This is a genomic window from Candidatus Binatia bacterium, assembly GCA_035631035.1.
Lineage (GTDB): Bacteria > Eisenbacteria > RBG-16-71-46 > SZUA-252 > SZUA-252 > DASQJL01.
Genome location: DASQJL010000131.1, coordinates 1 through 24666 on the forward strand (window position 1 = coordinate 1; position 24666 = coordinate 24666).

The 24666-nt window shown below is 68.6% G+C and carries 22 protein-coding genes and 1 pseudogene; 17 read left to right on the forward strand and 6 right to left on the reverse strand.

Features of this window, described 5'->3' with window-relative positions; all coding sequences use genetic code 11:
* Both VE326_14710 and VE326_14715 read right to left on the reverse strand, forming a co-directional pair.
* Positions 1-727: VCBS repeat-containing protein (locus VE326_14710; GenBank protein HYJ34452.1), on the reverse strand; the 727-nt coding region annotated here is incomplete at its 3' end.
* Positions 728-1050: 323 nt separating this feature from the next.
* The gene (locus VE326_14715) at positions 1051-2511 is read right to left on the reverse strand and encodes a GGDEF domain-containing protein (GenBank protein HYJ34453.1); all 1461 of its coding nucleotides are present in this window, start codon (positions 2509-2511) and stop codon (positions 1051-1053) included.
* Positions 2512-2928: 417 nt separating this feature from the next.
* Between VE326_14715 and VE326_14720 the strand changes: the two genes are divergently transcribed.
* From VE326_14720 to bshA, 13 genes and pseudogenes are all read left to right on the forward strand, one after another.
* On the forward strand, positions 2929-3243 hold the full coding sequence (locus tag VE326_14720; protein ID HYJ34454.1) for a hypothetical protein: 315 nt from the start codon (positions 2929-2931) through the stop codon (positions 3241-3243).
* A 62-nt stretch (positions 3244-3305) separates the two neighbouring features.
* Positions 3306-5618 carry a sigma 54-interacting transcriptional regulator gene (locus VE326_14725; GenBank protein HYJ34455.1) on the forward strand — a complete coding sequence of 771 codons (2313 nt, stop codon included), beginning with the start codon at positions 3306-3308 and terminating at the stop codon, positions 5616-5618.
* Positions 5619-5690: 72 nt separating this feature from the next.
* On the forward strand, positions 5691-6155 hold the full coding sequence (nuoI, locus tag VE326_14730; GenBank protein ID HYJ34456.1) for an NADH-quinone oxidoreductase subunit NuoI: 465 nt from the start codon (positions 5691-5693) through the stop codon (positions 6153-6155).
* Positions 6156-6185: 30 nt separating this feature from the next.
* Positions 6186-6950 carry a ZIP family metal transporter gene (locus VE326_14735; protein ID HYJ34457.1) on the forward strand — a complete coding sequence of 255 codons (765 nt, stop codon included), beginning with the start codon at positions 6186-6188 and terminating at the stop codon, positions 6948-6950.
* A gap of 105 nt (positions 6951-7055) precedes the next feature.
* A pseudogene (locus VE326_14740) lies at positions 7056-7505 on the forward strand (NADH-quinone oxidoreductase subunit B family protein).
* Between the two features lie 132 nt (positions 7506-7637).
* The gene (nuoD, locus tag VE326_14745; GenBank protein ID HYJ34458.1) at positions 7638-8831 is read left to right on the forward strand and encodes an NADH dehydrogenase (quinone) subunit D; all 1194 of its coding nucleotides are present in this window, start codon (positions 7638-7640) and stop codon (positions 8829-8831) included.
* A gap of 4 nt (positions 8832-8835) precedes the next feature.
* Positions 8836-10131, forward strand: coding sequence for an NADH-quinone oxidoreductase subunit NuoF (nuoF, locus tag VE326_14750; GenBank protein ID HYJ34459.1), 1296 nt, complete (start codon positions 8836-8838; stop codon positions 10129-10131).
* 10 nt (positions 10132-10141) lie between these two features.
* Entirely contained in the window at positions 10142-11782 is a 1641-nt protein-coding gene (locus tag VE326_14755) for a molybdopterin-dependent oxidoreductase (protein ID HYJ34460.1), read from the forward strand.
* Positions 11739-12860: an adenosine deaminase gene (gene add, locus VE326_14760; protein ID HYJ34461.1), complete on the forward strand. Its 1122-nt coding sequence runs from the start codon at positions 11739-11741 to the stop codon at positions 12858-12860. The genes VE326_14755 and add overlap by 44 nt, the downstream gene beginning before the upstream one ends.
* A 109-nt stretch (positions 12861-12969) precedes the next feature.
* Positions 12970-14001 carry a class I SAM-dependent methyltransferase gene (locus tag VE326_14765; protein HYJ34462.1) on the forward strand — a complete coding sequence of 344 codons (1032 nt, stop codon included), beginning with the start codon at positions 12970-12972 and terminating at the stop codon, positions 13999-14001.
* A gap of 2 nt (positions 14002-14003) precedes the next feature.
* Complete coding sequence (locus VE326_14770) at positions 14004-14660, forward strand: MBL fold metallo-hydrolase (GenBank protein HYJ34463.1); 657 nt, start codon at positions 14004-14006, stop codon at positions 14658-14660.
* Positions 14661-14710: 50 nt separating this feature from the next.
* Positions 14711-16324, forward strand: a complete 1614-nt coding sequence (gene bshC / locus VE326_14775) for a bacillithiol biosynthesis cysteine-adding enzyme BshC (protein ID HYJ34464.1) — start codon at positions 14711-14713, stop codon at positions 16322-16324.
* Positions 16321-17490: an N-acetyl-alpha-D-glucosaminyl L-malate synthase BshA gene (gene bshA, locus VE326_14780; GenBank protein HYJ34465.1), complete on the forward strand. Its 1170-nt coding sequence runs from the start codon at positions 16321-16323 to the stop codon at positions 17488-17490. The genes bshC and bshA overlap by 4 nt, the downstream gene beginning before the upstream one ends.
* Here bshA and VE326_14785 read toward each other — a convergent pair.
* The 4 genes from VE326_14785 to VE326_14800 all read right to left on the reverse strand — a co-directional run bounded on the left by VE326_14785 (position 17399) and on the right by VE326_14800 (position 20940).
* The gene (locus VE326_14785; protein ID HYJ34466.1) at positions 17399-18643 is read right to left on the reverse strand and encodes a hypothetical protein; all 1245 of its coding nucleotides are present in this window, start codon (positions 18641-18643) and stop codon (positions 17399-17401) included. The two genes, bshA and VE326_14785, sit on opposite strands and share 92 nt — an antisense overlap.
* On the reverse strand, positions 18643-19044 hold the full coding sequence (locus VE326_14790; GenBank protein ID HYJ34467.1) for a hypothetical protein: 402 nt from the start codon (positions 19042-19044) through the stop codon (positions 18643-18645). The genes VE326_14785 and VE326_14790 overlap by 1 nt, the downstream gene beginning before the upstream one ends.
* Positions 19045-19205: 161 nt before the next feature.
* A complete protein-coding gene (locus VE326_14795; GenBank protein HYJ34468.1) occupies positions 19206-20363 on the reverse strand; it encodes a carboxypeptidase-like regulatory domain-containing protein in 1158 nt (385 codons plus the stop codon).
* 1 nt (position 20364) lies between these two features.
* Positions 20365-20940: a hypothetical protein gene (locus tag VE326_14800; protein HYJ34469.1), complete on the reverse strand. Its 576-nt coding sequence runs from the start codon at positions 20938-20940 to the stop codon at positions 20365-20367.
* Between the two features lie 196 nt (positions 20941-21136).
* On the opposite strand from VE326_14800, the gene VE326_14805 reads away from it, so the two are divergent.
* The 4 genes from VE326_14805 to VE326_14820 are packed head-to-tail and all read left to right on the forward strand — an operon-like array spanning position 21137 to position 24629.
* Positions 21137-22132, forward strand: a complete 996-nt coding sequence (locus tag VE326_14805; protein HYJ34470.1) for a uroporphyrinogen decarboxylase family protein — start codon at positions 21137-21139, stop codon at positions 22130-22132.
* Positions 22123-22503 (forward strand): aspartate 1-decarboxylase, encoded by a 381-nt coding sequence (panD, locus tag VE326_14810; GenBank protein HYJ34471.1) that lies wholly within the window; start codon positions 22123-22125, stop codon positions 22501-22503. Before VE326_14805 ends, panD begins: the two co-directional genes overlap by 10 nt.
* Complete coding sequence (locus VE326_14815) at positions 22500-23840, forward strand: nodulation protein NfeD (protein ID HYJ34472.1); 1341 nt, start codon at positions 22500-22502, stop codon at positions 23838-23840. The genes panD and VE326_14815 overlap by 4 nt, the downstream gene beginning before the upstream one ends.
* A 12-nt stretch (positions 23841-23852) precedes the next feature.
* Entirely contained in the window at positions 23853-24629 is a 777-nt protein-coding gene (locus VE326_14820; GenBank protein ID HYJ34473.1) for a slipin family protein, read from the forward strand.
* Positions 24630-24666 lie beyond the last annotated feature (37 nt).

Below are 24666 nucleotides of genomic sequence, written 5' to 3' on the forward strand. Positions count from 1 at the left end.
TCAATACGGCCCCATCGCGCGACGTGCAGGAGAGGCCCGGCTCCGTCATCGTACAGGTAACCGTCCGACCGGTTACGGCTGCCTCATCGCACCCGTCTCCGTTCAGGTCTCCCAAGCCGGCCACCGCGATTGGAAAACCAGCGTGAACGAAGGTGGGGGGCGCAAATCCGCTCACGGTTCCCGTGAAGCAGTACAGGCGCGACCAGAGCGTGTCGGTGTTTCCGCCCTCGGTGACCAGCACGTCACCCCGGCCATCTCCGTTGAAGTCCCCCGCGCCAGTCCTTAAGCCGAAATCAAACCCGCCCCTCGAGGGGAGAGGGTCCAGGAAGAACGGGATCGTGGAATTGGAAATGGGGGCGCCTTCATAGACGAACACCCGACCCAAGGATGGCTCTACGGGGCCCATGAACTGGACGTCGCTGACCACCACGTCAGAGTACCCATCGCCGTCCAGATCGGAATTGGCCGTAACGATCGCTCCGAAGGCCGGTGAGAAGAAGGATAGGCTTAGGGTCACGGCCGGCTGAGAAGCCGGCGAAACTCCCCCAAAGTAGAGGAGCGCGCCCCCGAAGCGCCCGACAGCGAGATCGGAATAACCATCCGCATTGAAGTCCCCGCCGCCGGAGACCAAGCCGAATGAACCCGATGCGGGGGTGAGCACGAGGTCGGGGATGGAGTCGAGCGCAGAACCCCCGTAGAAGACGCACACCCGGGCGCTGGATCCCACGGCGAAGTCACCCTTACCGTCCCCATTGAAGTCCCCGGCTGACGAGACAATCCCGAAGGACCTCTCAGCCGGCAGACCGGTGAGGCGAAGAATGGGAGTGGGAGAAGCTGCCGCCGTTGTGGGGAACAGGACAGCGAGGGTCAGACAGGTGCAGGCTCTGAGGAGCCGCATGAGGCGCCTCTGTTCCGGCGATCGGCGCGGGGGGTGCGCCCGTGAGCTGCGGTGGGGGATGGAACCTTCTTACGTCACGATAGTCCCGGTCTCTGCGCGGCGCCAGAGGTACTTAGGGCCCTGCCACATTGTCAGGATCGCCCATGCCGCAACTACTCCCCGCTGTACGTCACCTGATTCTTCCCGCGCTCCTTGGCCACCCGGAGATTCATGTTCGCGCGCGTCCACAGGTCGTGGCCGATCTTGTCGCGGGCGGGGCGGTCCAAGCCGCGCGAGCGGTCGGCGCTCATCGGGACGTCGCTCGGGAACATCGAGCCGCCGAGGCTCATCGTCAGGCGCACGGAGTTCTCGCGGCCGTCCAATCCGGGCACCAGGATCGCCATGCTCTGCACCTTCAGCCGGAGCCGCTCGCAGATCTCGCGCGCTTCGCCGCGCGTCGTCTCGGCGCTCAGGATGATGGCGAACTCCTCGCCGCCCCAGCGGGCCACGGTGTCGAACGGGCGCAGGCTGGAGGACAGGGTCTGCGACAGCTCGCGGAGCACGATGTTCCCGGCCTCGTAGCCGTAGGTGTCGTTCACGTTCTTGAAATCGTCGATGTCGGCGATGACGAGCGACATGGGCCGCCCCTCGCGGTAGGCGCGCGCGATCTCGTGATCGAGCTGCCGTCCGAAGTAGGGGCGGTTGTAGACGCCGGTGAGCTCGTCGATCATGACCAGCATGCCCAGCTTCTTCAGCGTGTTCAGGAGATCGGTCGCGTGCTCGGCCACCACGCCCAGGATCCCGACGCGCTCGTCGGTGAAGAATCCGGGCTCGGCGCTCCAGGCCTCGAGCACGTACAAGAGCGGCGACCCCGGTTCGCCCACGCGCGCCATCGCCACCGAGCGGAGCCCGCTCGGCTCGGGCCGCGCGGAGAACGGGGCCACCGCCAGGTGCATCGTCGCGTCCATCGCCTCGGCATCGACCATGGCGTGCACGAGCCCCCCCTCCGCCACGTCGGCCACGTACAAGGGGAGCCCGCGCCGGCCGACCCACGCCTCGGCCAGCGCTCGATTCCACGGCTCTCCCTCGCTCACCGGCTCCATGTACCGCGGCTCGTCCAGCGTGCGGGTCAGGGGATAGAGGCGCGCGTCGTCGCATTCCAGGATCTGCCGCGCCGAGGCGAGGATGGTGCGCAGGATGTCGCCCGCGTCGGTCTGGAGGTACTCGGCGTTGCGCTCGTCGCGCGTGAAGAGTTTCCGTTCCACCGAGATCAGGTGGGAGAGGCTTCGATACAGAAGGCGGCTCCGCGCGTGCCAGTGGGGGCGCGAGGCGCGCGCGAGCGGCTCGCCGGTGTCGCCGGCGGGCGCTTCGGGGGTCGGAAGAAGGAAGCTCTGCTCGCCGCCCCGAACGCGGTAGCGTGTGTAGCGGGCCTGGTCGCGCTGGAAGCGGTCGACCCGCTCCAGGACGCCCAGCTGGACCAGGCGGTCGGCGATCTCGTGCGCCAGCTGCGCTCGCCGGTCGTCTTCCAGGCCCCCCAGGGTCAGCTCGACCAGGCGGACCTGATCGTCTGAGGAAAGCTCTTGAAGGGAGAGGGACGCGAGGAGGGCGGTCCGGATCCGTTGTGCCTCGTTCATGCCCCTCGACTCTCGGTGCGCGCCTGTGTTGTGGGGGGAAGCGGCTCAAATTATACCACATAGGGCTCCCCTCCGTCAGAGGCGAGCCATCGTGGCACACTCCCGGGCAATGCTAAGACCTTTTTGCGCTTGCATTTGCCCAAAGGACCTGCTAACGTAGCGGGGTAGCCGGACCGCCTGCCCCATGGAAAGGGTGCGCATGGCCCACGAAACAAGTCACGAGCGCGACAGGTCGAAACGGCGATCCTCCCTCGGGTCGCGCGCGCTCAGGTGGTCCAAGACTCCCCCCTACCGCACGGATCCCCAACGAGCGGCGTCACAAGCTCGGGAGCATGGCTGATGAAACGATCTCCTCTCCACGGGGTACCCCCTCCCCGAGAGCGCAACACCGATGCCGGAGACGCGGAGGCTGATTCGATGATTGGGCGATTTGGTCGCACCGTCCGCGATCGAGCGAGAGGCGGAGCCATCCTCCTTCTGCTCGCCTCGCTGTTCGCGGCTCCGGGGCTGTCTCGAGCGAAGCCGTATCCCGAGGATCCGACCCCGTTTCCCGAGGGGGATCCCACCGCGGACGACCAGCCGAGCCCGACGCCGAAGAAGAGCGCGGGGTTCACGAGCCATGAGGGCTTCACCGTTCACCAGAGCACGCTGTCCGGCCGCAGGCTGCCGTTCGGCGGAAGGATGACCTGGGACCTGTATCTGCGCATTCTGTCGCGTCTGATCCTCCGCTGATCGCCTGACGCGATCGGCGGCATAGCCAAGGGGCGGGCGGCATGCCCGCCCCGCGAGGAACGATGGCCGAAGAGCGTAGCCACTCCACGGACGAGACGGGCCTCATCCGAAATCTGGATGACCTGCTCGCGCACGCGCGCTTCACCGCCGTGCTCGACCGGATCGGAGAGATCCGGAGCGCGGGCCCGCTCTCCTCGCGGCTGGACACCGCGGTCACGCTGGCCCGGTGCCGCGCCCTCCTCGGGCTGGGACGCTGGAAGGAAGCGGCCGAGGCCGCCGAGAACAAGCTCCAGGAGTTCTACGCCCTCCACCCGGACGACAAGCGAAGCATCCTCGAGTTCCACATCGCCGCGGGTCGAGCCGCGTGGCGCATCGGGAAACCCTCGCGCGCCGAGGAGCACTTCCGCGCCGCCTACCACATCAGCCGCTGGGAGTTCGAGGACACGGCCGGCATGCTCCGGACCCGGAACCTCCTCGGTCTCTGCTTCCTGGGCGCGGGCGAGCTGCACCGCGCCGCCTCGGAGCTTCTCCGCGGCCAGCGCGAGGCGCGCGAGGCGAGCCTCTATCACGAGGAAGCCAACTTCTCGCTCAACCTGAGCATCGCCCTCCTGAAGCTGGGAAGGCTGTCCCAGGCGGAGGAGGAGCTGGCCCGCGCCCGGATGCTCTACGGCGAGCGGGGCCATTCCCGAGGCAAGGTGCAGAGCCGGCTGGTGCGCGCGCTCCTGCTGCGGATGCGCGGCGAGATCCGCGCCTCGGAGAAGGAAGTGCTGGGCGCCGTGTCCGAATCCGAGGAGCACGGCTTCGAGCGGGAGCGCGTCATCGCGCTCGAGTACGCCGGCGATCTGGCCCTGGACAAGCACGACAACCAGGGCGCGATCGAGGCGTTCGACCGCGGCCTCTTGATCGCGGAGCGGCTCGCTCCCGAAGGGGACCTGATCCCCGAGCTCTGCCGCCGCATCGCCGAGGTGCACGTCCGGATCGGCGAGCCGAACCGGGCGCTGATCACCTGCGAGCGCGGGCTTCGGATCGCTCGCCGCCTGGGCGACCGGTTCGAGGAGGCGTCGACGCATCGCGTCATGGCGATGGCGCACCACCTTCTCGGGCATCGGGAGAAGGCGCTGCGCCAGGCGAACGAAGGAGTCTCGCACCTCCGAAAGCTGGAAGCGGTCTACGAGCTGACGCGCCTCCTCGTGTGGCTGGGGGAGACGCTGCTCGCCGGCGGCGACGCCGAGGAGCGCCGCGCCGCGCGCGACCACCTGTGGGAGGCGCGGAGCCACGCGATGTCGATGCGGCTGGACGGCTGGGTCGAGCGGATCGAGAAGGTGCTCGGCGTCGATCTGCGACCGGTGACGCCGGCGCCCTCGCGGCGCGGGGCGGCCGACCCCATGCCCGAAGGCGCCGACGCCGACTGCTACCGCTTCGGAATCGTGACGCAGGACCCGCGCATGCGGGAGCTGTTGCGCGTGCTGGAGCGCGCCTCCCTGAGCCGGCTGCCGATCCTGATCCTGGGCGAGAGCGGCGTCGGGAAGGAGCTGCTCGCGCGCGCCGCCCACGCGCTGAGCGACCGCCGCGGCGAGATCTTCGTGGTGGGGCACTGCGCGGCGCTGCCCGAGGGCCAGCTCGACGCCGATCTCTTCGGCGAGGAGCTGGGGGAAGCCGGCAGCCATCGCGGATCGCGCCCCGGCCTCTTCGAGGCGGCGAACCGCGGCGTCATCTTCCTCGACGAAGTGAGCGAGCTCTTGACCAGCGCGCAGGCGAAGCTCCTTCGCGTCATCGAGACGGGCGAGCTGCGGCGCCTGGGCGGCACGGGGCTCACGCAGGTGGACGTGCGCGTGATCGCGGCTTCCACCCGCGACGTGGCGGCGCTGGTGCGCCGCGGCCTCTTCCGCGACGATCTCTACTATCGACTGAACGGCATCCGCCTCGAAGTGCCGCCGCTCCGCGAGCGGCCGGAGGACGTGCTGGTGATCGGGCGCTACCTGCTCGACCGCGCGGCTTCGGCGGCCGGGAAGCGGGTGCTCCTCGCTCCCGATGCCTGGAAGCTCCTCGCGTCGCATTCCTGGCCCGGCAACGTGCGCGAGCTGCGGAACGTGATGGACCGCGTGACGGCTCTGGCCACGGACGGCGAGGAGGTGTCCGCCGCGGCCGTCCAGCTCCAGCCCGCGACCCGGCCGGCGCGCGGCGGCGCGCGGCGCACCGCGACACGCGCGGGCGGCGCCGAGCGCGAGGTGATTCTCGACGCGCTCCGGGCCCACGGCGGCAACCAGTCGGAGGCCGCCCGCAGCCTGGGCGGCATGAAGCGCACGACCCTCCTCTACAAGATCAAGAAGCTCGACATCCGTCCGGAGGAATACGGCCGGGCGCCCGGGCGCTAGCCGAAACCCCGCCTTCGTTCCGGCCGGCCGCGCGGCTTGACCCGTGCGGCGGCATCTCCCTATAATCCGCCGATGGCCATTACCCCGATCGAGCTGATGAAGGGCCTCTCCATCACGCTTTCGCATTTCTTCAAGAAGCCCGTCACCATCAAGTATCCCGAGCAGCGCATGACGATGTTCCCGCGATTCCGCGGGCTGCACGAGCTGCACCGCTACTCCAATGGTCTCGAGCGGTGCGTCTGCTGCGGGCTCTGCGCCGCGGTCTGCCCGGCCGACGCCATCTACATGGAAGCCGGGGAGAACAGCGTCACCGAGCGCTACTCGGCCGGCGAGCGCTACGCCAAGCGCTACGAGATCGACATGCTCCGCTGCATCTTCTGCGGGTACTGCGAAGAGGCCTGTCCCGAGGACGCGATCTTCCTGGGGCACAATTTCGAGCTTTCCGACTACTCGCGCGACTCCTTCATCTACGCCAAGGAACAGCTCCTGGTCCCGGTCGGGACCACGCATTCCCCCGGGATCGTCCGCGGCCGCTAGCCGCGTGAGCCCCTTCCCACCACGTCCCTCGTGACCGCCGGTCCGGCGTGGACGGCGCTCGCGTGCGCCTTCGTCGCGGGAGGGGCCAACGTCGCCGGCGGCCTCCTCGCCGCGAAAGCCAGCGGCTGGGACCGGATCCGCCAGTCCTATTTCGTCGCGATCGGCGCCGGCTTCATGCTGGCGGCGGTCCTCCTACGCATGGTGCCGGAAAGCTACCGCCTTGCGTTGAGCGGCCAATCGGCGATGCTCTCCGTGGGCACCCTCATCCTGGTGGGCTATCTCCTGGTCCACTTCGCCGAGCACGTGCTGGTGGCGCATTTCCACTTCGGCGAGGAGACGCACCACGAGCACTGGGTCGAGCCGGTCGTGGGGACGACCGCCCTCATGGGGCTCGCCCTCCACACCCTCTTCGACGGGATCTCGATCGGCTCGGGATTCCTGATCGACCCCGGGCTGGGACTCCTGATCGCGATCGCGGTGTTCCTTCACAAGATCCCTGAGGGCTTCACGATGGCCTCGATCATGGTGGCGGCGGGGCGCACCCGCCGGGATGCGATCCTGGCCGCTACGTTCCTGGGAGTGATGACCATCGTGGGGACCCTGGGCACCACCCTGCTGCGGGGCTCGGTGCGGATCGCGCTTCCGGTTTCGGCGGGCGCCGCCATCTATGTTGCGGCCTCGGATTTAATCCCCGCCGTGAACGAAGCCAAGGGCATCAAAAAGCCATTGGGGGTCTTCGCGGGCGTGCTGCTCTTCTACGCGACCGAGGGGATCCTGTCGCAGCTGGGGTTGTGATTGACCCAACCCCTTGGCGCTGCTAGTGTACGACCGCAAAGGGACTTGCGCGGAACGAAGTCGATTTCTCGATTCGAACGTCCGATCCGAGACAGGTGATCCGTTATGGGACTTGAAGAGCTGATTCCGGACGGCATCCTCACGACCACCGTCGAGAAGATGGTGAACTGGGCTCGCCGCTCCTCCCTCTGGCCCGCCACGTTCGGGCTGGCCTGCTGCGCCATCGAGATGATGGCCACCAGCGCCTCACGCTACGACCTCGCGCGCTTCGGCGCCGAGGTGTTCCGCGCCTCGCCGCGCCAGGCCGACCTCATGATCGTGGCCGGGCGCGTCAGCAAGAAGATGGCGCCCATCTTGAAGCGCATCTACGACCAGATGCCCGAGCCGAAGTGGGTGATCTCCATGGGCGCCTGCGCCTCGTGCGGCGGCGAGTTCTACGACTACGCCATCGTGCAGGGGGTGGACACCGTGGTGCCGGTGGACGTCTACGTTCCCGGCTGCCCGCCGCGTCCCGAAGCGCTGATCTACGGGATCATGAAGCTCCAGGAGAAGATCGACCGGATGAAGCTCCACGCCCCCGTGCCCGGCGACCACGACGTCGCGATCGCCGAAGCGCCGGCTCCGGACGAGGCCGGCCGCGCCGCCGTGACCAACACGCCGCCGGAGACGGCCGCCTAGAACGACTCCATGCCCGCCACCTCCGAGCTCGCGCCCGAATTCAAGACCATCACCATCAACATGGGGCCGCAGCACCCGTCCACGCACGGGGTGCTGCGCCTGATCATCGAGCTCGACGGCGAGACGGTGGTGAGCCTGAAGCCGGTGATGGGCTATCTCCACACCGGCATGGAAAAGATCATGGAGTCGAAGACGTACACCAAGTCGATCACGGTCACCGACCGGATGGACTACCTGTCCCCGCTGGGGAACAACATGGGGTACGTCGGGGCGGTGGAGAAGATCCTGGGCACCGAGGTGCCCGACCGCGCGAAGACGCTCCGGATCATCTTCCTCGAGATCATGCGGATCTCCTCGCACCTGGTCTGGCTGGGAACCCACGCCCTCGATCTCGGGGCGATGAGCGTCTTCCTTTACTGCTTCCGCGAGCGGGAGAAGCTCCTCGACCTGAACGACATGTGCGCGGGATCGCGCCTGACGCCCTCGTATTTCCGCGTGGGCGGCTTCTTCCAGGACGTGCCCGACACGTTCGTGCCCGCGGTCCGGAAGTTCCTCGCGGAGTTTCCCGAGGCGCTGGCCGAGTACCAGAAGCTGCTCACGAAGAACCGGATCTGGATGAAGCGCACCATCGGCGTCGGCACCCTCTCCGCGCAGGACGCGCTGGACTTCGGCTGCACCGGCCCCACGCTGCGCGGAAGCGGCGTGAAGTACGACGTGCGCAAGGCGATGCCCTATCTCGGCTACGAGAGCTACGAGTTTGAGGTGCCGCTGGGGAAGAACGGCGACGTCTTCGACCGCTACCTCTGCCGCATCGAGGAGATGAAGCAGTCGCTGGGCATCATCCAGCAGGCGCTGGACCGGCTGCGGCCGGGACCGGTGCGCGCGAGCAACCAGTACCTCTTCCCGGCCGACCGGAGCGACGTGAAGCTGGGGATGGAGGAGCTGATCTACCACTTCAAGATCATGTCGGAAGGTTTCCGCGTCGGGCCGGGGGACGCCTACTTCTCCATCGAGAGTCCGAAAGGGGAGCTGGGCTTCTACGTCGTGGCCGACGGTGGGCCCAAGCCCTACCGCGTCCGCGTCCGGCCTCCTTCGTTCATTCACCTCATGGCGCTGGAGTCGATGTGCGTGGGACGGATGGTGGCGGACGTCGTGGCCTGCATCGGAACCATCGACATCGTGCTCGGCGAGGTGGACCGCTGATCCGATGACCACCGCCACGTTCGAGCCCGTCCTCACCAAGATCGTCGATCTTCCCGATTCGCACACGCTGAGCGTCTACAAGAAGCACGACGGCTACGAAGCGCTGAAGATCGCGCTCGGCAAGACGCCCGACGAGATCATCGACATGGTCAAGCGCTCGGGCCTGCGCGGCCGGGGGGGCGCCGGCTTCCCGGCGGGCACCAAGTGGGGCTTCGTCCCCAAGTCCACCGACAAGCCGAAGTACCTCTGCGTCAACGCCGACGAGAGCGAGCCGGGCGCGTTCAAGGACCGGCTGATCTGCCGCAAGGACCCCCACCAGCTCCTCGAGGGGACGCTGATCGCGGCCTACGCCATCGGCGCGAGCCGCGCCTACATCTACATCCGCGGCGAGTTCGCCGAGGAGTGCGCCATCCTCGATCGCGCCATCGAAGAGGCGCGGCACGCGGGGTTGATCGGGAAGAACATCCTGGGCTCCAAGTTCTCGTGCGACGTCACGATGTACCTCGGCGCCGGCGCCTACATCTGCGGCGAGGAGACCGGGCTGATCCAGTCGATCGAGGGGAAGCGAGGCTGGCCGCGTCTGAAGCCGCCGTTCCCCGCGCTCGTCGGGCTCTTCAACTGCCCGACCGTCGTGAACAACGTGGAGACGCTGGCCTGCGTGCCGCACATCGTGAAGCGCGGCTGGGAGTGGTTCGCGGGGATCGGGCCGGAGCGAAACACCGGGCCCAAGCTCTACGGGCTCTCGGGGCACGTGAAGCGCCCCGGCGTCTACGAGGCGCCGATGGGGACGCCGCTCCGCGCGCTGATCGAGAGCGACGAGTTCGGCGGCGGCGTGCCGGGCGGACGGCCGGTCAAGGCGGTCATCCCCGGCGGCGCCTCCTGCCCCGTGCTGCGCGGCGACGAGATCGACGTGCCGATGGACTTCGACTCGCTGACGCGCGCGGGATCGCTCTTCGGCACCGGGACCCCGGTCGTCATGGACGACACGGTGTGCATGGTCCGCGCCGCCTGGATCACCGCGCGTTTCTTCGCCCACGAGTCGTGCGGCCAGTGCACCCCCTGCCGCGAGGGGACCGGCTGGCTCCAGCGGATCCTCTGGAAGATCGAGACGGGCGAGGGGACCGAGCGGGACCTGGGCATCCTCCTCTCGATCACCGATAACATCGAGGGCAACACCATCTGCGCCCTGGGCGACGCGGCCGCGTGGCCGGCCCGGGGCTTCGCGAAGAAATTCCAGGACGAGTTCCTCCGTCACATCCGGGAGAAGCGCTGCCCGCTGGACGGCGGATCGCTCCACTGAAAGGCGCGCCATGGCGACCGTGAAGCTCAAGGTGGACGGCCGCGAGGTCGAGGTCGAGAAGGGGACCAACCTCGTCGACGCCGGCAAGAAGGCCGGAATCTTCATGCCCCACTTCTGCTACCACCCGGGGCTGCCGGTCGTGGGCGTCTGCCGCATCTGCCTCTGCGCGATCGAGGGGCGTCCCAAGCTGGTCGCGGGATGCGCCACGCCCGCCGAGGAGGGGATGAACGTCATCACCAAGTCCAAGGCCGTGCGCGACGCGCGCGCGGCGGTGATGGAGTTCCTGCTCATCCACCATCCGCTCGATTGCCCCATGTGCGACAAGGGCGGGGAGTGCACGCTCCAGGACTACACCATCGCCATGGGCGCCGCGCACACGCGGTTCTCGTTCAAGAAGAACACCTGGCCCGAGGAGGACGTGGGCGGGAAGCTCATCCTGAACAAGAATCGCTGCATCCTCTGCATGCGCTGCGTGAACCTGTGCGCCGACGTCGCGGGGCAGGACGAGATCGCGGTGATCGCGCGCGGCGAGGAGACCTACATCGGCACGGTGGGCGGCCGGAAGATCGAGAACGAGCTGGCGGGGAACATCGCCGACATCTGCCCGGTCGGAGCCCTGACCAGCGTGGACTTCCGTTTCGAGTCGCGCCCCTGGGAGCTCACGAACGTCAAGACGATCTGCACCCTCTGCTCCAAGGGGTGCAACACCGTCGCCGGCTTCCATCCGCGCCGGAACAAGGTCCTCCGCGTCACGGCGCGGGAGAACATGGACGTGAACCAGTGGTGGATCTGCGACCGCGGTCGCGGGCAGTTCCACAGCGTCCACGACGTGGTGCGGATCAGTACGCCGATCTACCGCTCGCGGACCCGGGGGGCCGCCGCGCGGCCGGTGGCCTGGGCCGACGCGATCGCCCAGGTCGCGGGCGCCATCAAGGATGCGGTCGCGCGCCAGGGAGCCGATTCGGTCGGCGTGATCTCCTCGGCCGAGCTCTCGAACGAGGAGCTGTTCCTGGCCGGGAGGATCTTCGGTCCGGACGGACTCGGGCTTTCCAACTTCGACTTCCCCGAGCGGCCGCAGCCGCCGGTGGTCTATCCCAAGTTCACGATCGAAGGGGACAAGAACCCCAACACGCGCGGCGCGCGCCTTCTCGGCGGCACCGCGGGGAAGCGCGGTCGCTCGGTCAAGGAGATCCTCACCGCGGCGGCCGAGGGGCGGATCGGCGTGCTCCTCTTCCTGCGCGGCGGAGCGCCCGAGACCTTCGGCGACGCGGCGCTCGTGGCGCGCGCGCTCGACCGGGCCGGCCTCGTGGTCGTGATGGACTTCGTGGCCTCGGCCGTGGCCGACCTCGCCGACTGGGTGCTGCCGGGCGTCTCCCATTTCGAGAAGGACGGCACCTACGTCAATTCTCAGGGGCGCGTGCAGCGCGCCCGGAAGGTGTTCACGCTGCGCGGCGACACCCGCGAGGACTGGCGGGTGCTCCAAGACCTGGGTTCCGCCCTGGGCGTGCTTCACGAGAACGATCCCTCGCCCGAGATGATCTTCGCCCGCATCGCCCGCACCGTGCCCGCGTTCACGGGCCTCTCGTATTCGGCTCTGGGGGACCGGGGTGCGCCGCTCGACACCGAGGCGGCGAACGTCGCCGTGGGGTAGCGCCCCGCGGCGCCGCGAGCTTCTTCGCGCGCTCCCCAAGACCGACCTCCACGTCCACCTCGACGGCTCGCTGCGCCCGGCCACGCTCCTCGAGCTGGCGGCCGCGCAGGGAGCCAAGCTTCCGTTTCGCACGCCGCGCGAGCTCTCGGCCGCTTTCGCCCGCCTCGCCTCCGGAGTCAGCCTTCCCGAATACCTGAAAGCGTTCGACTGGACCCTGGCCGTCCTGCAAGACCGCGCCTCCCTCGAGCGCGTCGCCTTCGAGCTGGCCGAGGACGCGTTCATGGAGAACGTCCGGTACATGGAAGTGCGCTATTGCCCCGCGCTCCACACCCGGAAGCGCCTCACGATGGAGGAGACGGTGGAGGCGGTGCGGGCGGGGCTTCGCCGGGCCGAGCGGGCGACCGGGATCCGGACCGGAACCATCGTCTGTGGAATACGGCACCTCAGCCCGCGGCTCTCGGTGCGCCTCGCCGACCTGGCCTCGACCTACTACGGCAAGGGGGTCGTCGGCTTCGACCTCGCCGGGGCGGAGAAGGACTATCCGGCCAAGGCCCACCGCCGCGCGTTCGACCACGTGAAGAAACGGCACGTCAATATTACCGTCCACGCGGGAGAGGCCTTCGGCGCGGCGAGCATCGACCAGGCGCTGCGCTACTGCGGCGCCCACCGGATCGGCCACGGCACCCGCCTCCGCGAGGATCCCGACGTCCTCGCCTTCGTCCGGGACCATCGGATCCCGCTCGAGATGTGCCTGGTCTCGAACGTCCAGACCGGCGCCGTCCGGAGCCTGGCCAGCCACCCCTTCGGCCGCTATCTCAAGGCGGGGCTCCGAGTCACGGTGAACACCGACAACCGCCTCGTCTCCTCCACGACCATGACGGACGAGCTCGAGCGCGCGGTCAGCACCTTCCGGCTGACGCCGGCCGACGTCCGCTCCGTGCTGATCAATGGATTCAAATCGGCGTTCCTGCCGTATGAAGAGAAGGGAGCGCTGCTCCGGCACGCTCTTCGCGACATGGATCGAATTCTGGAAGAAGCGCGCTCGGCCGGGGGCGAACCCTCGCGCGACCTTCTGTGAGAAGGCGCATCTAATGGAACCGAGCGGAGCTGGCGAGAGACCGTGCCCGCTTGATCGTCCGCTTCGAGGAGCATAAGATGATCAACGTGAGGACCAACCGATGAGCCACATGGGACGTACCTCCGGTCCGCTCAACTCCCTGGCCGGGCGTCTGAGCCCGGTCCCCATCCTCCAGGTTGCCACCGGTTTCTGGGCGAGCCAGGCCCTCCTGACCGCCGTGGACCTCCGCGTGTTCACCAGCCTGTTCGGCGGCGCCAAGTCGGCTGCCGAATTGTCAGGTGAGCTCGGCGCGGACCCCAACGCCCTCGAGGCCCTCCTCGACGCGAACTGCGCCCTGGGCTTCCTGCAGCGCAACGGCGACCGCTACCGGAACACCGAGGTGTCGAACGCCTTCCTGGTCGAGGGCTCGCCCGGCTCCTACGTCGACCTCGTCCGCTTCATGAGGCAGCCGCTCTTCGGCGTCTGGCAGGCCCTGCGCGACACGGTGAAGAGCGGCGATTCGCCCGTTCCTCCCGAGGCGATGGACCCGACGGAAGTCGAGCTGGCGCGCGCGTTTCACAACGGCGCCTACGCCACCATGATGCGCGTCGCCGAGATCCTGGACCTCGAATTCAGTGGCTTCTCGCGGATCGTCGAGCTGGGCGGCCACAGCGGCGCGGGCTCCCTCTGTCTCGCGCGCCGCTACCCGCAGCTCCAGGCCACCATCCTCGACCGGGCGCCGTTTCAGCCGCTGGCCGAGGAGTTCATCCAGTCGACGAAGCTGGAGGACCGGGTCCGCTTCCGCGCCGGCAACCCCGACGAGGGGTGCCCGGGGGAGGAGGCCGACCTCGTGCTCCTGCCGCACATCCTCTCTCGCCGCAGCCGCGCCGCCATTCCCGGCATCCTCCAGGCCGTGCGCGCGTCGCTGCGTCCCGGCGGCGCCCTGATCGTCACCGAGTTCCTCCTCGAGGACGGCAAGGCCGAGCCTCGCGAGGCGGCGCTTTTCCGGCTGAACGTGGTGGCGAGCTACGGCTCCAAGAACGCCGGAGGGCTCACCCGCTCCGATCTGGTCGGTCTCTTGAGCGACGCCGGATTCACCGACGTCGACATGGTGGGCCTGCCCATGTTCGGGATCACGGCGATCACCGCCACGCGGGGCTGATCGTGCGCATCGAGCGCTTCCCCGTCGGGCCGCTCGACAACAACCTCTACCTGCTCACACCCGATCCGTCCCGCGAGCGCTCCGGCACGGACGCGATCCTCGTGGATCCGTCGCTCGAGAGCCTGGACACGCTCCGCGCCATCCAGGCGCGCGGGATCACGGTGAAGCGGATCCTGCTCACGCACGCCCACATCGACCACATCCTCATGGCCAAGCCGTTCCGCGACGCGACCGGCGCGCCCGTCTGGCTGCACGAGGGGGACCGCACGCTGTACGAGCTGGGTCCCGTTCAGGCGGAGCAGATGGGGCTTCCGTGGCCGGGCACCGCGCCGATCGATCATTGGATCGAGGACGGCGAGGACTGCGGCCTTCCCGGCATCGACGTGAAGGCGATCCACACGCCGGGGCACTCCCCCGGCAGCGTGACCTTCGTCACCCCCGCGGGGCTCGTGGCGGGGGACGTGCTCTTCCGCGAGTCGGTGGGACGCGTGGATCTTCCGGGCGGCGACTGGGAGACGCTGGTCCGCTCGATCCGGGGACGCCTGTTCGCCTACGACCGCGGCACGACCGTCTACCCGGGACACGGCCCCACCACCACCATCGGCCACGAAATGAAGGTCAACCCGTTCGTCGGCGCGTCGGCAACCCTGCAGGCGTAGCGTAGACGACGGGGCCGCCCGCGGAGCCAACGACGAGCGACCTCGAACGGCTGCTCTTTCCGAGCGCCCTCTACCGCGATTTCATGAACGATTTCGCGCGGGTGCGCCTGTTCTATCCCTGCGACTTCCGCGATCCGGCGGCCGCCGTGGCCGCCGCGCGCGCGCGCGACTATCCGGAAGCGCGCCGCGCGAAGACCGCGTCGATCCTGGCGCGCCAGGCCGAGACGTGGGGCGTCCTCGACGCCTCGCGCGAGGCGCTCGCGCGCTTCGCCCGCGCCGATTCGGTCGCCGTCGTGTCGGGGCAGCAGCCGGGACTGTTCGGCGGGCCGCTCTACACCCTCTACAAGATGCTGACCGCGGCGAACCTCGCCCGCTCCATCGAAGCCGCGACCGGCGTCGTCGCCGTGCCCGTGTTCTGGATCGCCTCCGACGATCACGATTTCGAGGAGGTCCGCTCGACGTTCGTGAGCGACGGGGCCGAGGAGCCGACGCCGCTCGCCTACCCGGCCGAAGCGGCGCCTCGCGGGGTCTCGGTGTCGCGGGTCCGGTTCGGCCCAGCCGTGGAGGCGCTGGTGCGCTCGGCGGAATCGGTCGTGCCTCCCTCGCCCTTTCGCGAATCGGTGCTCGCGAGGCTGCGGGCGGCGTATGCGCCGGGGCGCGGCTTCTCCGAGGCGTTCGCGCGCTTCCTGGCGCCGCTCGCCGCGGAGCTCGGGGTGCTGCTGTTCGAAGCCTCCGACGAGGAGGCGAAGGCCGCGGCGCTTCCGGTGTTCGAGCGCGAGGTGGGGCTCGGGGGCGGGAGCTCGGCCGTGGCGAAGGAGCGCGGCGAGGCGCTGGAGAAAGCCGGCTACCACGCGCAGATCGCGCGGGCCGGAAACGAGCTCAATCTCTTCTGGCACGGGCGCGAGCGGGAGGCGGTCCGCGTGACCGAGGCGGGCGGATTCCGGCTCGCGGTGAGCGGGCAGGAGCTCTCGGGGTCGAAGCTGCTCGCCCTGATCCGGAACCGCCCGGCCGACGTGAGCCCAGGCGTGCTGCTCCGGCCGCTCATGCAGGACCATCTCTTCCCGACCGCCGCCTACGTCGGCGGTCCGGCCGAGGTGGCCTACTGGGCGCAGGTGAACGCGCTCTATCCGCTGTTCGACCTGGAGCCTCCGGCGGTGGCGCCGCGCGCCGGGGCAACGCTCCTCGAGGCGAAGGTGGCGCGCGTCCTGGATCGCTTCCACCTCGACTGGCGGGCGCTGGCTGGCGATCCCGAGACCGCGGTGCAGGCGGGACTGCGCGCGCTCCTGCCGGAGGATTTCGGGACGCTCTTCGAGCGCGAGCGGGGCGAGCTGGAGGCGGTGCTCGAGCGGCTCCGCTCGGCGGTCACGCAGTTCGACCCCTCGCTCGAGGCGGCCGTGACCACGGCGGGGCACCGGATCGAGCGCGAGACCGAGGGGCTGGAGAAGAAGCTGATGCACGTCTGGAAGCGGCGCCAGGAGGAATCGGTGCAGCAGATCCGCCGCGCGCACGGTCATCTCTTCCCGCGCGGGCATCTCCAAGAGCGCACGGTATCGCTCCTGGGCTACGCCGCGCGGTACGGTCCGGCGCTGGTCGCGCGCCTGCGTGAATCGCTGGGCGCGCCGGGCAGCCACACGCTGATTCCGCTGGGGGTATCGGAAGAATGAAGATCGGGATCACCTGCTATCCGACGCACGGCGGCTCGGGCGTGGTCGCGACCGAGCTCGGGATGGAGCTCGCCAAGCGCGGGCACGAAGTGCACTTCATCTCCTACCAGGTCCCGTTCCGCCTGAAGCCCGACCAGGACAACGTCTACTTCCACGAGGTGCAGATCACCACGTATCCGCTGTTCCAGTACCCGCCCTACACGCTCGCGCTCGCGGCGAAGATGGCGGAGGTCGCGGACGAAGCGGAGCTGGACGTGCTGCACGCGCACTACGCCATCCCGCACGCCATCTGCGGCTACCTCGCCCGGCAGATCGCGAAGTCCACCAAGCTCCGCATGGTGACCACGCTCCACGGCACCGACATCACGCTGGTGGGCAGCGACACCTCGTTCCGCGGCCTGACCACGTTCGGCATCGACCAGAGCGACGGCGTGACCGCGGTCTCGGAGTTCCTGAAGCGGAAGACCATCGAGGTCTTCACCCCGCGCCAGGCGATCCGGGTGATCCCGAACTTCGTGGACACCGAGCGCTACGCCCCGCGCGCCTCCAGCGACTGCCGCCGCGAGCGGTACGCGAAGAAGGGGGAGCGCATTCTCGTCCACATCTCGAACTTCCGGCCGAGCAAGCGCGTCTCCGACGCCGTGCGCGTCTTCGCGGCGGTGCGCCGCGAGGTGCCCGCGGTGTTGCTCATGGTCGGCGACGGCGTGGAGCGCTCGCAGAGCCGCGAGGTGGCGGTCGAGCTGGGGGTGGAGCGCCACGTCCGCTACCTGGGGCAGATGGACGCGGTCGAGGACGTGCTCGGCTGCGGCGACCTCTTCCTGCTCCCGAGCGAGCACGAGAGCTTCGGCCTCGCCGCGCTGGAGGCGATGTCGAGCGGCGTTCCGGTGATCGGCACCACCGCCGAGGGGCTGCCGGAGCTGATCCGCCCCGGCGAGACCGGCTACCTGCTACCGGTGGGGGACGTCGAGGGGATGTCCCGCCGCGCGATCGAGGTCCTGAGCGACGCCAGGAAGCACGAGGCGATGGCCGCCGCCTCGCGGCGCATCGCCGTCGAGAAGTACGAGGCGAGCAGCGTCATCCCCCTGTACGAAAACTTCTACGCCGAAACGCTGGGTCTGCCGCCGAGGATGCCGGCCCACCTGGCCCCGCCGGAAGGACTCGCGTAGTCCCGATCACCGGCGGTTGCGGCTCGCCCGCCTGGATGTCGAAGGTGGAATCGGCCCCGGCCGCGACCGAGTCGATGGACGCGACCTGTGCATACGCGTCCCCGCCCACAATCTCGTAGACCCAGATGCGATGGTACAGCCCGCTCTGCACGACGAGGTGGAACGCTCCGCTCGCGTCGGTCTTAGAGGTCGCGTAGGTATAGGTCGGACTCCCTTGAGAAGCTCGGACAATGGCCCCATCGACGGGACTGCCGTCACTCGCGCGACGCACGACTCCGGTCCAGGTCGTTCCGGAGAGGTCGAAATCAAACGAGGCGTCGCCCGTGATCGACACGTTCCCGAGCGCGCGACCCATGATCTCGCTCGACGGCGCCTCCACGGCGAAGCGGTACGTACCGGGCGTCAGGTAAAGCGTCGCGGTACCCGTTGCATCGGTCGTGGTGGTCAGAAATCCCGGTCTCCCTCCAGCATGGACGAAAGCATTGGGGACGGGCTGGCCGTCCTGTCCGGTCACGTGAATGGTCACGGCATTTCCGGAGAAGGCGAGCTCGATCGTCGTATCGGCGGAGACCGTCACGTACCCAAGATTCTTGGGGAGGTACCCGAAGCCGGGGCCGGTCAGATCCAGCTGGACGTTGTACGTTCCCGCGGGCACGAAGACCTCCCGCTCGTCGCCCTCCAGCCGGAACTTCTGATCCCAGATGTAACCCAGGTAAACGTCGGGCCAGATGGTCCCCGTCAGGGCGGATACGGGTTGACCGCCCGCGATCGAGGGGTGGATCGCGAGGCGTACATAGTCGAACCGGTGATCCAGCCGAAGCCCGGCGCGGCCCACCGCCTGCGAGAGGAGCAGGACCGGGGCGTAGGCGCTGAATGCCGGGGGGGTGATGAAGACGTCATACCGCCCTTCGGGGATCGAACCGGAGAACGTTCCCGCCACGTTGGTCACGAGGTGGTAGTACGCCGGGTAGGTCCCCCTGGCTCGAGGAGCGAGGTCCACGAAGTCGACGTAGACGGCCTGGATCGCATGTCCTTCCCGATCCAGGATCGTACCGGAGACTCCGACCACCGCCCGTGGCGCGGTCGGCATGTCCGCGCAGGACGTGAGGAGCGGTGAGAGCAGGATGAGCGCTGCGACCCAGGGAACGCGCATCAGAACCTCGCCAGGAGCCCGGCTCCGAACGTTCGAATCTGCGCCATGGAACGGTCCGACACCGTGAGCCGCTCGCCGGTGGGCGCATACGTGATGTAGCGGTTCCGGTACCAATCGATCGAGCCTTCGCCGAACAGGGCGAATCGGTCCCTCACGTTCCACTCCACGCCGACCCCGCCCGTGAGCGTGCCTCCGGAAGCGTCGGGCGTGTCTTCGAAATCGAAGAGCACTCCGCCGAGGCCGCCGATCGCGTACGGGCGGAGCCTGCCCGACAGCGGGCGAACCTGGACCAGCGTTCGGACGGAAATGACCCGCGTGAACGCGTTCGTGGTCGTTCGCGTCGGCGTCGTGTACACCGCATCCATGAACAGGGCTGCGTGCCGGCCCAGATCAAGTCCCACACGTCCTCCGGCCGCGAACTCGGAAGACAGGTCGAGGCGGCTCTCGAACGATCGTCCGCCGGCGAACAGGGCGAGTTGCAGCGGCCGACCGGGCTGGGCGAGCGCGGAAGCCGTCCAAGCGGCCCAGAGTACGGTCGCGAAGAGTGTCCGAAGCGGGCGCGTCATGGCCGCCTCCACCTTGAAGACGGCGGTGGGGCCGTCATCGAGAGCGGGCCGGCCGAAACGATCTCCGATCCGGGCTCCAGGTAGATATCGAACGTCGAGTCGGCTCCCGCCTCGACGGAGAACGGCGTTGCGTGATAGGACCCATTCCCCACATACGTCTGGATCTGATAGACCCCGCCGGTGCGGACGACGAGTTGGAATCTTCCGGTCGCGTCCGAGCTGGCGCTCGCGCTGGCTGCGTAGCCCCCCTCCGTGGCGAACACGCGAGCGCCCGCGACGGGAGTGGAGTCGCTTGCCAGCCGCACGAACCCGCTCCAGCGGGTGCCGGAGAGGTCGAAATCAAGCGTCATGGGAGAACTCACCGGGATCACCGCCTGCCGGCTCGCGATGAACGAGAGCGCGTCCGGAGGCATGACCCGGATCAGGTACGAGCCCGTCGGGACCCGGATCTCGTAGTGCCCGTTCAAATCGGTCCCCTGGGTCACGGTTGCGTGCTCGGAGCTGGCGTAGATCTCCGCTCCCGCAAGGGGGCCGCCCCCCGGACCCGTGACGATGCCGGTGACCACGTTCCCGTCGATCGCCACGTCGAGCGTGGTGTCTCGGGACACCGAAAGCTCGACGAGAATCTCCGGGAGCCCCAAGACACCGTACCCCGGCCGGAAGTGGAAGTCGTAGGAGCCTGCCGGCAGAAGGACGGAGTAATGGCCGGACTCCACCCGCGGCTGAGCCAGCGTGGTCCCGGATGCGTAGACCTCGGCTCCCGGCAGCGTGGTGCCGTTCGGACCCGTGAGGGCCCCGGTCACCCAGTACCCCGTGAACCGGTAATCGAGGCGGCGGCGGTCCTTCGAGATCTCCCGATCCCGGACCACCGCGTCGGCGAAGCCCAGGGCGTGAACGTAGACGTCGTAGCGGGCCTCGCTCACGTCGATCCGGTAGTGGCCGCTCGCGTCGGTAACCGCCGAGCCCCCGTACGGGATCAATCGGGATCGCGCCTGGAACGAGATGTAGGCATTCGAAACCGGATTGCCGTCCCGATCCTGGATCAGACCGGTGACCGTGACCCGTTCCCCCGGCGCGGTCGGCATCGTCCCGCAGGAGATCGCGCTCATCGCGACCCACGCGATGCACGTCAAGGTGCGCGTGAAGGTGCGCATGTCAGAACTCCACTCCGAATCCCCCGACGAGGGATTCGTTCCAGGTGGTGGTCCGGTCGGCGGAAAGGGTCGGTTCGCCGAAGTCGGAAGTCTCGATCGATCGAATCCGCGACATTTCGCCTTTGCCCTCGACGAACAGAACGGTCCGCCCCATCCGGCAGCGCACGCCGCCTCCGAGAACCAGGACTCCGGCCGCCGTGCCCGCCGCGTTGTCGAACGAGTAGAGCACCCCGCCCGCGCCGACGACCGCGTACGGGGCGACACGGGTTCGGAGCGCGTCGATCTGGACCAGCATCCGCAGGGAGTACACGTCGGCCGCGGCGGTCGCATTCGCTTTCTGGAGCGGATTGGAGTAGGACAGGTCCGTCCAGAGCGTGACGAAGTCGCCCATCCCGACGCCGGAGCGCGCCCCGACGGTCGCTTCGTCCCGAAGGCCCCGATCGTTATCGAATGAACACGCGCCGCCCGTGGCGGCCACGATCAGGGGGTGGCGTAGGTAGGCGTCTGCTGAAGCGGGCCACAGGAACCCGGCAAACCCCAGGGCCGCGACGAAGGCGGCGAGGGGAAGGAAGCGCATGAAATGGTTTCCCGGGGGGCGCATCCAAATCCAGGAGCGGGGTGGGCGGCGCACGGCTGCGGTCTCCAGCCCGCGATCGCGCGGGCGCGGGTCTTGTGGGTGGGGGATGATCCGTGTACCATCCGAAGCTACGCCCGGGATCAAGGCCCTGCAACCGACAAGAACACAGTCGGATACCTACTTTTGGGTACCCATCATGACGCGACGTGAACGGATTCGAGCCACGCTGGCGGGCCAGTCCACGGACCGGCCTCCCGTCTCCCTTTGGCGCCACTTCTACGACCGCGAGGGTTCCTCCGAGGACCTTTTCCACGCAATGGTGCAATTCCAGGAGACTTACGACTGGGATCTCATGAAGGTGAACCCCCGCGCCTCGTATCACGTCGAGGACTGGGGCGTGCGCACGCAGCGGCCGGGGACCGGACCGCTCGACAAGCCCAAGGTGGTCCAGAGCGTCATCAAGAAGCCTGAGGACTGGGACCGGATCCGCCCCCTGGACGTCACGAAGGGCGTCCTCGGCGAGCACCTCGATGCCGAGGAGCGGATCGCCGCGCGGGTGCAGGGCGAGGTGGACTGGGTGATGACGGTGTTCAACCCGATCTCGATCGCGGCCGACCTGGTCTACGACGACGCGATGTTCGTCGAGCACCTGCGCCGCCACGGCGAGCGCGTCCACGGAGCGCTTCGCGCCATCACCGAGACCTTCGCCGCGTTCACCCGCGAGACGATGGCGCGCGGCGCGTCGGGGATCTTCTTCGCGACCACCGACTGGGGGAACGACACGCGGATCGACCGGGAAACGGTCGAGGAGTTCGGGCGCCCCTACGATCTCCGCGTGCTGGCCGAGGCCTCGGCCGCGCCGCTCAACATTCTTCACGTCTGCGGCCCGGGCGCCTACCTGCGCGAGCTGGACGACTATCCGGTGCAGGTCCTCTCGTGGGATGCCCACGAGAAGGGGAATCCCTCGATCCGCGCCATGCGCGGCGTCACCGAAAAGACCCTGCTGACGGGCATCAGCCATGAGGGGACGTTCGTGAACGGTCCCGCGAAAGCGCTGGAGGACGAGGCGCGCGCCGCCGTGGCCGAATCCGGCGGGACGCGCTTCATCCTGGGGCCCGGCTGCGCGGTACCGGCGGCTGCTCCGCAGGAGCACTACGCCATCGTTCGGGAGGCCGCGCTCGCATGCGCCTGAGCGTCTTCAAGTCCAAGATCCACCGCGCCGTGGTGACCGAGGCCAACCTCAACTACGAGGGCTCGGTCACGATCGACGCCGACCTCATGGAAGCCGCCGACATCCTGCCGCACGAGCAGGTGCAGGTGCTCAACGTGAACAACGGGGAGCGCTTCGACACCTACGCCATCCGCGGCGCGCGGGGGAGCGGCGTGATCTGCCTGAACGGACCGGCCGCCCGCCTGGCGCAGGTGGGCGACAAGGTCATCATCCTCACCTACGCGTGGATGGAACGCGAAGAGCTGGAGCGGCACACGCCCCGCGTCGTCATGGTCGACGAGCGGAACCGGGCTCTCAAGACGGAGGCGGCCGGCGGGCGAGGCTCGCGGTGACGATCCGGCGTGCGGGCGCGCTCCTCGCGGCGCTCGCTTCCATCTCGATCGCTCTCGTTCCGGCGGCGTCGGCCAAGGGGCCCACGCCGGCTCCGAGCGCGAAGGCCGCGCCGGCGAGCCCGGCCCCGCCCGAGATCGACATCCTCACCATCGACGGCGCGATCCAGCCGATCACGGCGCAGGTCATCGTGCGCGCCATCGACGGCGCGGAGAAGCACGACCGTGAGATGCTGGTCGTTCGCCTCGACACGCCGGGCGGGCTGGACACCAGCATGCGCGAGATCATCAAGCGCATCCTGGTCTCGCGCGTCCCGGTCGTGATCTACGTCGCGCCCTCGGGTAGTCGCGCGGCGAGCGCCGGAACCTTCATCGCGATGGCCGCGCACGTCGCCGCGATGTCGCCGGGAACCTCGATCGGCGCCGCCTCCCCCGTGGGCCTGGGGGGAGGAATCACCGACACGACCATGGCGCACAAGGTCCGCAACGACGCCATCTCCTACATCCGCTCCCTGGCCGCTCAGCGCGGGCGGAACGTGGAATGGGCGGAGAAGGCGGTGCGCGAGGGAGGCTCGCTCCCCGAGAGCGACGCCCTGAAGATGCACGTCGTGGACCTGGTCGCGCGCGACGACGACGATCTCCTCCGCCAGCTCGACGGCTGGAAGGTCACGATCGGGGGGGAGACCCGCACGCTCCACACCCAGAACGCCGTGCGCCACCCCTTCGCGATGTCGTGGCGCCAGGGGCTGCTCTCCAAGATCGTCGATCCGAACGTCGCCTACATCCTGTTCATGCTCGGGTTCTACGGGCTGATCTTCGAGCTCTCGAGCCCCGGCTCCATCCTTCCCGGCGTCGTCGGGGGCATCTGCATCCTGCTCGCCTTCCTCGCCTTCCAGACGATCCCGATCAACATGACCGGCCTCGCGCTCATCCTGTTCGCGATGACGCTCTTCATCGTCGATCTGAAAGTCCCGACCCACGGAGTCCTGACCGCGGGGGGCATCGTGTCCCTCGTCCTCGGCTCGCTTCTACTGATCGGAGGGGATGCGGGCATGGCGCGGATCTCCTATTCGGTGATCGGCACGGTGGTCGCCGCCACCGTGGTCTTCTTCGTCTTCGTTCTTGGCGCGGCGATGCGGGCCCAGCGGCGGAAGCCGATGACCGGGCGCGAGGGGCTGGTCGGCGAGCGCGGCACCGCCCTCACCGACCTCGAGCCGAGCGGGCGGGTGTTCGTCCATGGCGCGTACTGGGAAGCGGAGTCCTCGGAGCACATCGAACGGGGCGCGGCGGTCGTCGTCGATCAGGTCGACGGCCTGCGGCTCCGGGTGCACAAAGCCTAGGAAGGAGCCGTGATGATCGGTTACCCGGTGTTGATCCTCGTCATCCTGGGAATCCTCCTCCTCACCAGCGCGATCAAGGTGCTGCGGGAATACGAGCGCGCCGTGGTCTTCCGCCTGGGGCGCGCCGTCGGCGCCAAGGGACCGGGCCTCATCTTCCTCATCCCGATCGTGGACAAGATGGTGCGGATCCCGCTCCGGACGGTGGCGATGGACGTGCCGCCGCAGGATGTGATCACGCGCGACAACGTGACGGTCAAGGTGAACGCGGTGATCTACTTCCGCGTGCTCGACGCCAACCGCGCCGTGCTCGAGGTGGAGAACTACCTCTACGCCACGTCGCAGATCGCCCAGACCACGCTCCGGAGCTCGCTGGGCGAGTCGGACCTGGACCAGCTCCTCTCCAATCGCGACGAGATCAACCTCAAGCTGCAGCAAGTGATCGACCGCCACACCGAGCCGTGGGGGATCAAGGTCAGCACCGTCGAGGTGAAGAACGTCGACCTGCCCCAGGAAATGCAGCGCGCCATCGCGCGCCAGGCCGAGGCCGAGCGCGAGCGCCGCGCCAAGGTGATCAACGCCGAGGGCGAGCTCCAGGCGTCCCAGAAGCTGATGGAGGCGGCGCGCGTCATCGCGCAGGAGCCGATCGCGCTTCAGCTCCGCTATCTCCAGACGCTCGCGGAGATCGCGACCGAGAACAATTCGACCACGGTCTTCCCGATTCCGATCGATCTCTTCGAGCCGATCCTCAAGGCGCGGGCCGCGGCGCTGACCGCGGGACCCCGCACGTGAGTCGATCCCGGTACGACGTCGCCATTCTCGGCGCCGG

What these genes read in the sequence shown, in the direction of transcription:
- panD (HYJ34471.1), top strand. Translation starts at nt 22,123, where the DNA reads ATGCGCCTGAGCGTCTTCAAGTCCAAGATCCACCGCGCCGTGGTGACC.
- VE326_14720 (HYJ34454.1), top strand. Translation starts at nt 2,929, where the DNA reads ATGATTGGGCGATTTGGTCGCACCGTCCGCGATCGAGCGAGAGGCGGA.
- VE326_14795 (HYJ34468.1), bottom strand. Translation starts at nt 20,363, where the DNA reads ATGCGCACCTTCACGCGCACCTTGACGTGCATCGCGTGGGTCGCGATG.
- VE326_14715 (HYJ34453.1), bottom strand. Translation starts at nt 2,511, where the DNA reads ATGAACGAGGCACAACGGATCCGGACCGCCCTCCTCGCGTCCCTCTCC.
- nuoF (HYJ34459.1), top strand. Translation starts at nt 8,836, where the DNA reads ATGACCACCGCCACGTTCGAGCCCGTCCTCACCAAGATCGTCGATCTT.
- VE326_14725 (HYJ34455.1), top strand. Translation starts at nt 3,306, where the DNA reads ATGGCCGAAGAGCGTAGCCACTCCACGGACGAGACGGGCCTCATCCGA.
- bshA (HYJ34465.1), top strand. Translation starts at nt 16,321, where the DNA reads ATGAAGATCGGGATCACCTGCTATCCGACGCACGGCGGCTCGGGCGTG.
- VE326_14800 (HYJ34469.1), bottom strand. Translation starts at nt 20,940, where the DNA reads ATGCGCTTCCTTCCCCTCGCCGCCTTCGTCGCGGCCCTGGGGTTTGCC.
- VE326_14820 (HYJ34473.1), top strand. Translation starts at nt 23,853, where the DNA reads ATGATCGGTTACCCGGTGTTGATCCTCGTCATCCTGGGAATCCTCCTC.
- VE326_14765 (HYJ34462.1), top strand. Translation starts at nt 12,970, where the DNA reads ATGGGACGTACCTCCGGTCCGCTCAACTCCCTGGCCGGGCGTCTGAGC.
- VE326_14805 (HYJ34470.1), top strand. Translation starts at nt 21,137, where the DNA reads ATGACGCGACGTGAACGGATTCGAGCCACGCTGGCGGGCCAGTCCACG.
- nuoD (HYJ34458.1), top strand. Translation starts at nt 7,638, where the DNA reads ATGCCCGCCACCTCCGAGCTCGCGCCCGAATTCAAGACCATCACCATC.
- VE326_14755 (HYJ34460.1), top strand. Translation starts at nt 10,142, where the DNA reads ATGGCGACCGTGAAGCTCAAGGTGGACGGCCGCGAGGTCGAGGTCGAG.
- VE326_14785 (HYJ34466.1), bottom strand. Translation starts at nt 18,643, where the DNA reads ATGCGCGTTCCCTGGGTCGCAGCGCTCATCCTGCTCTCACCGCTCCTC.
- nuoI (HYJ34456.1), top strand. Translation starts at nt 5,691, where the DNA reads ATGGCCATTACCCCGATCGAGCTGATGAAGGGCCTCTCCATCACGCTT.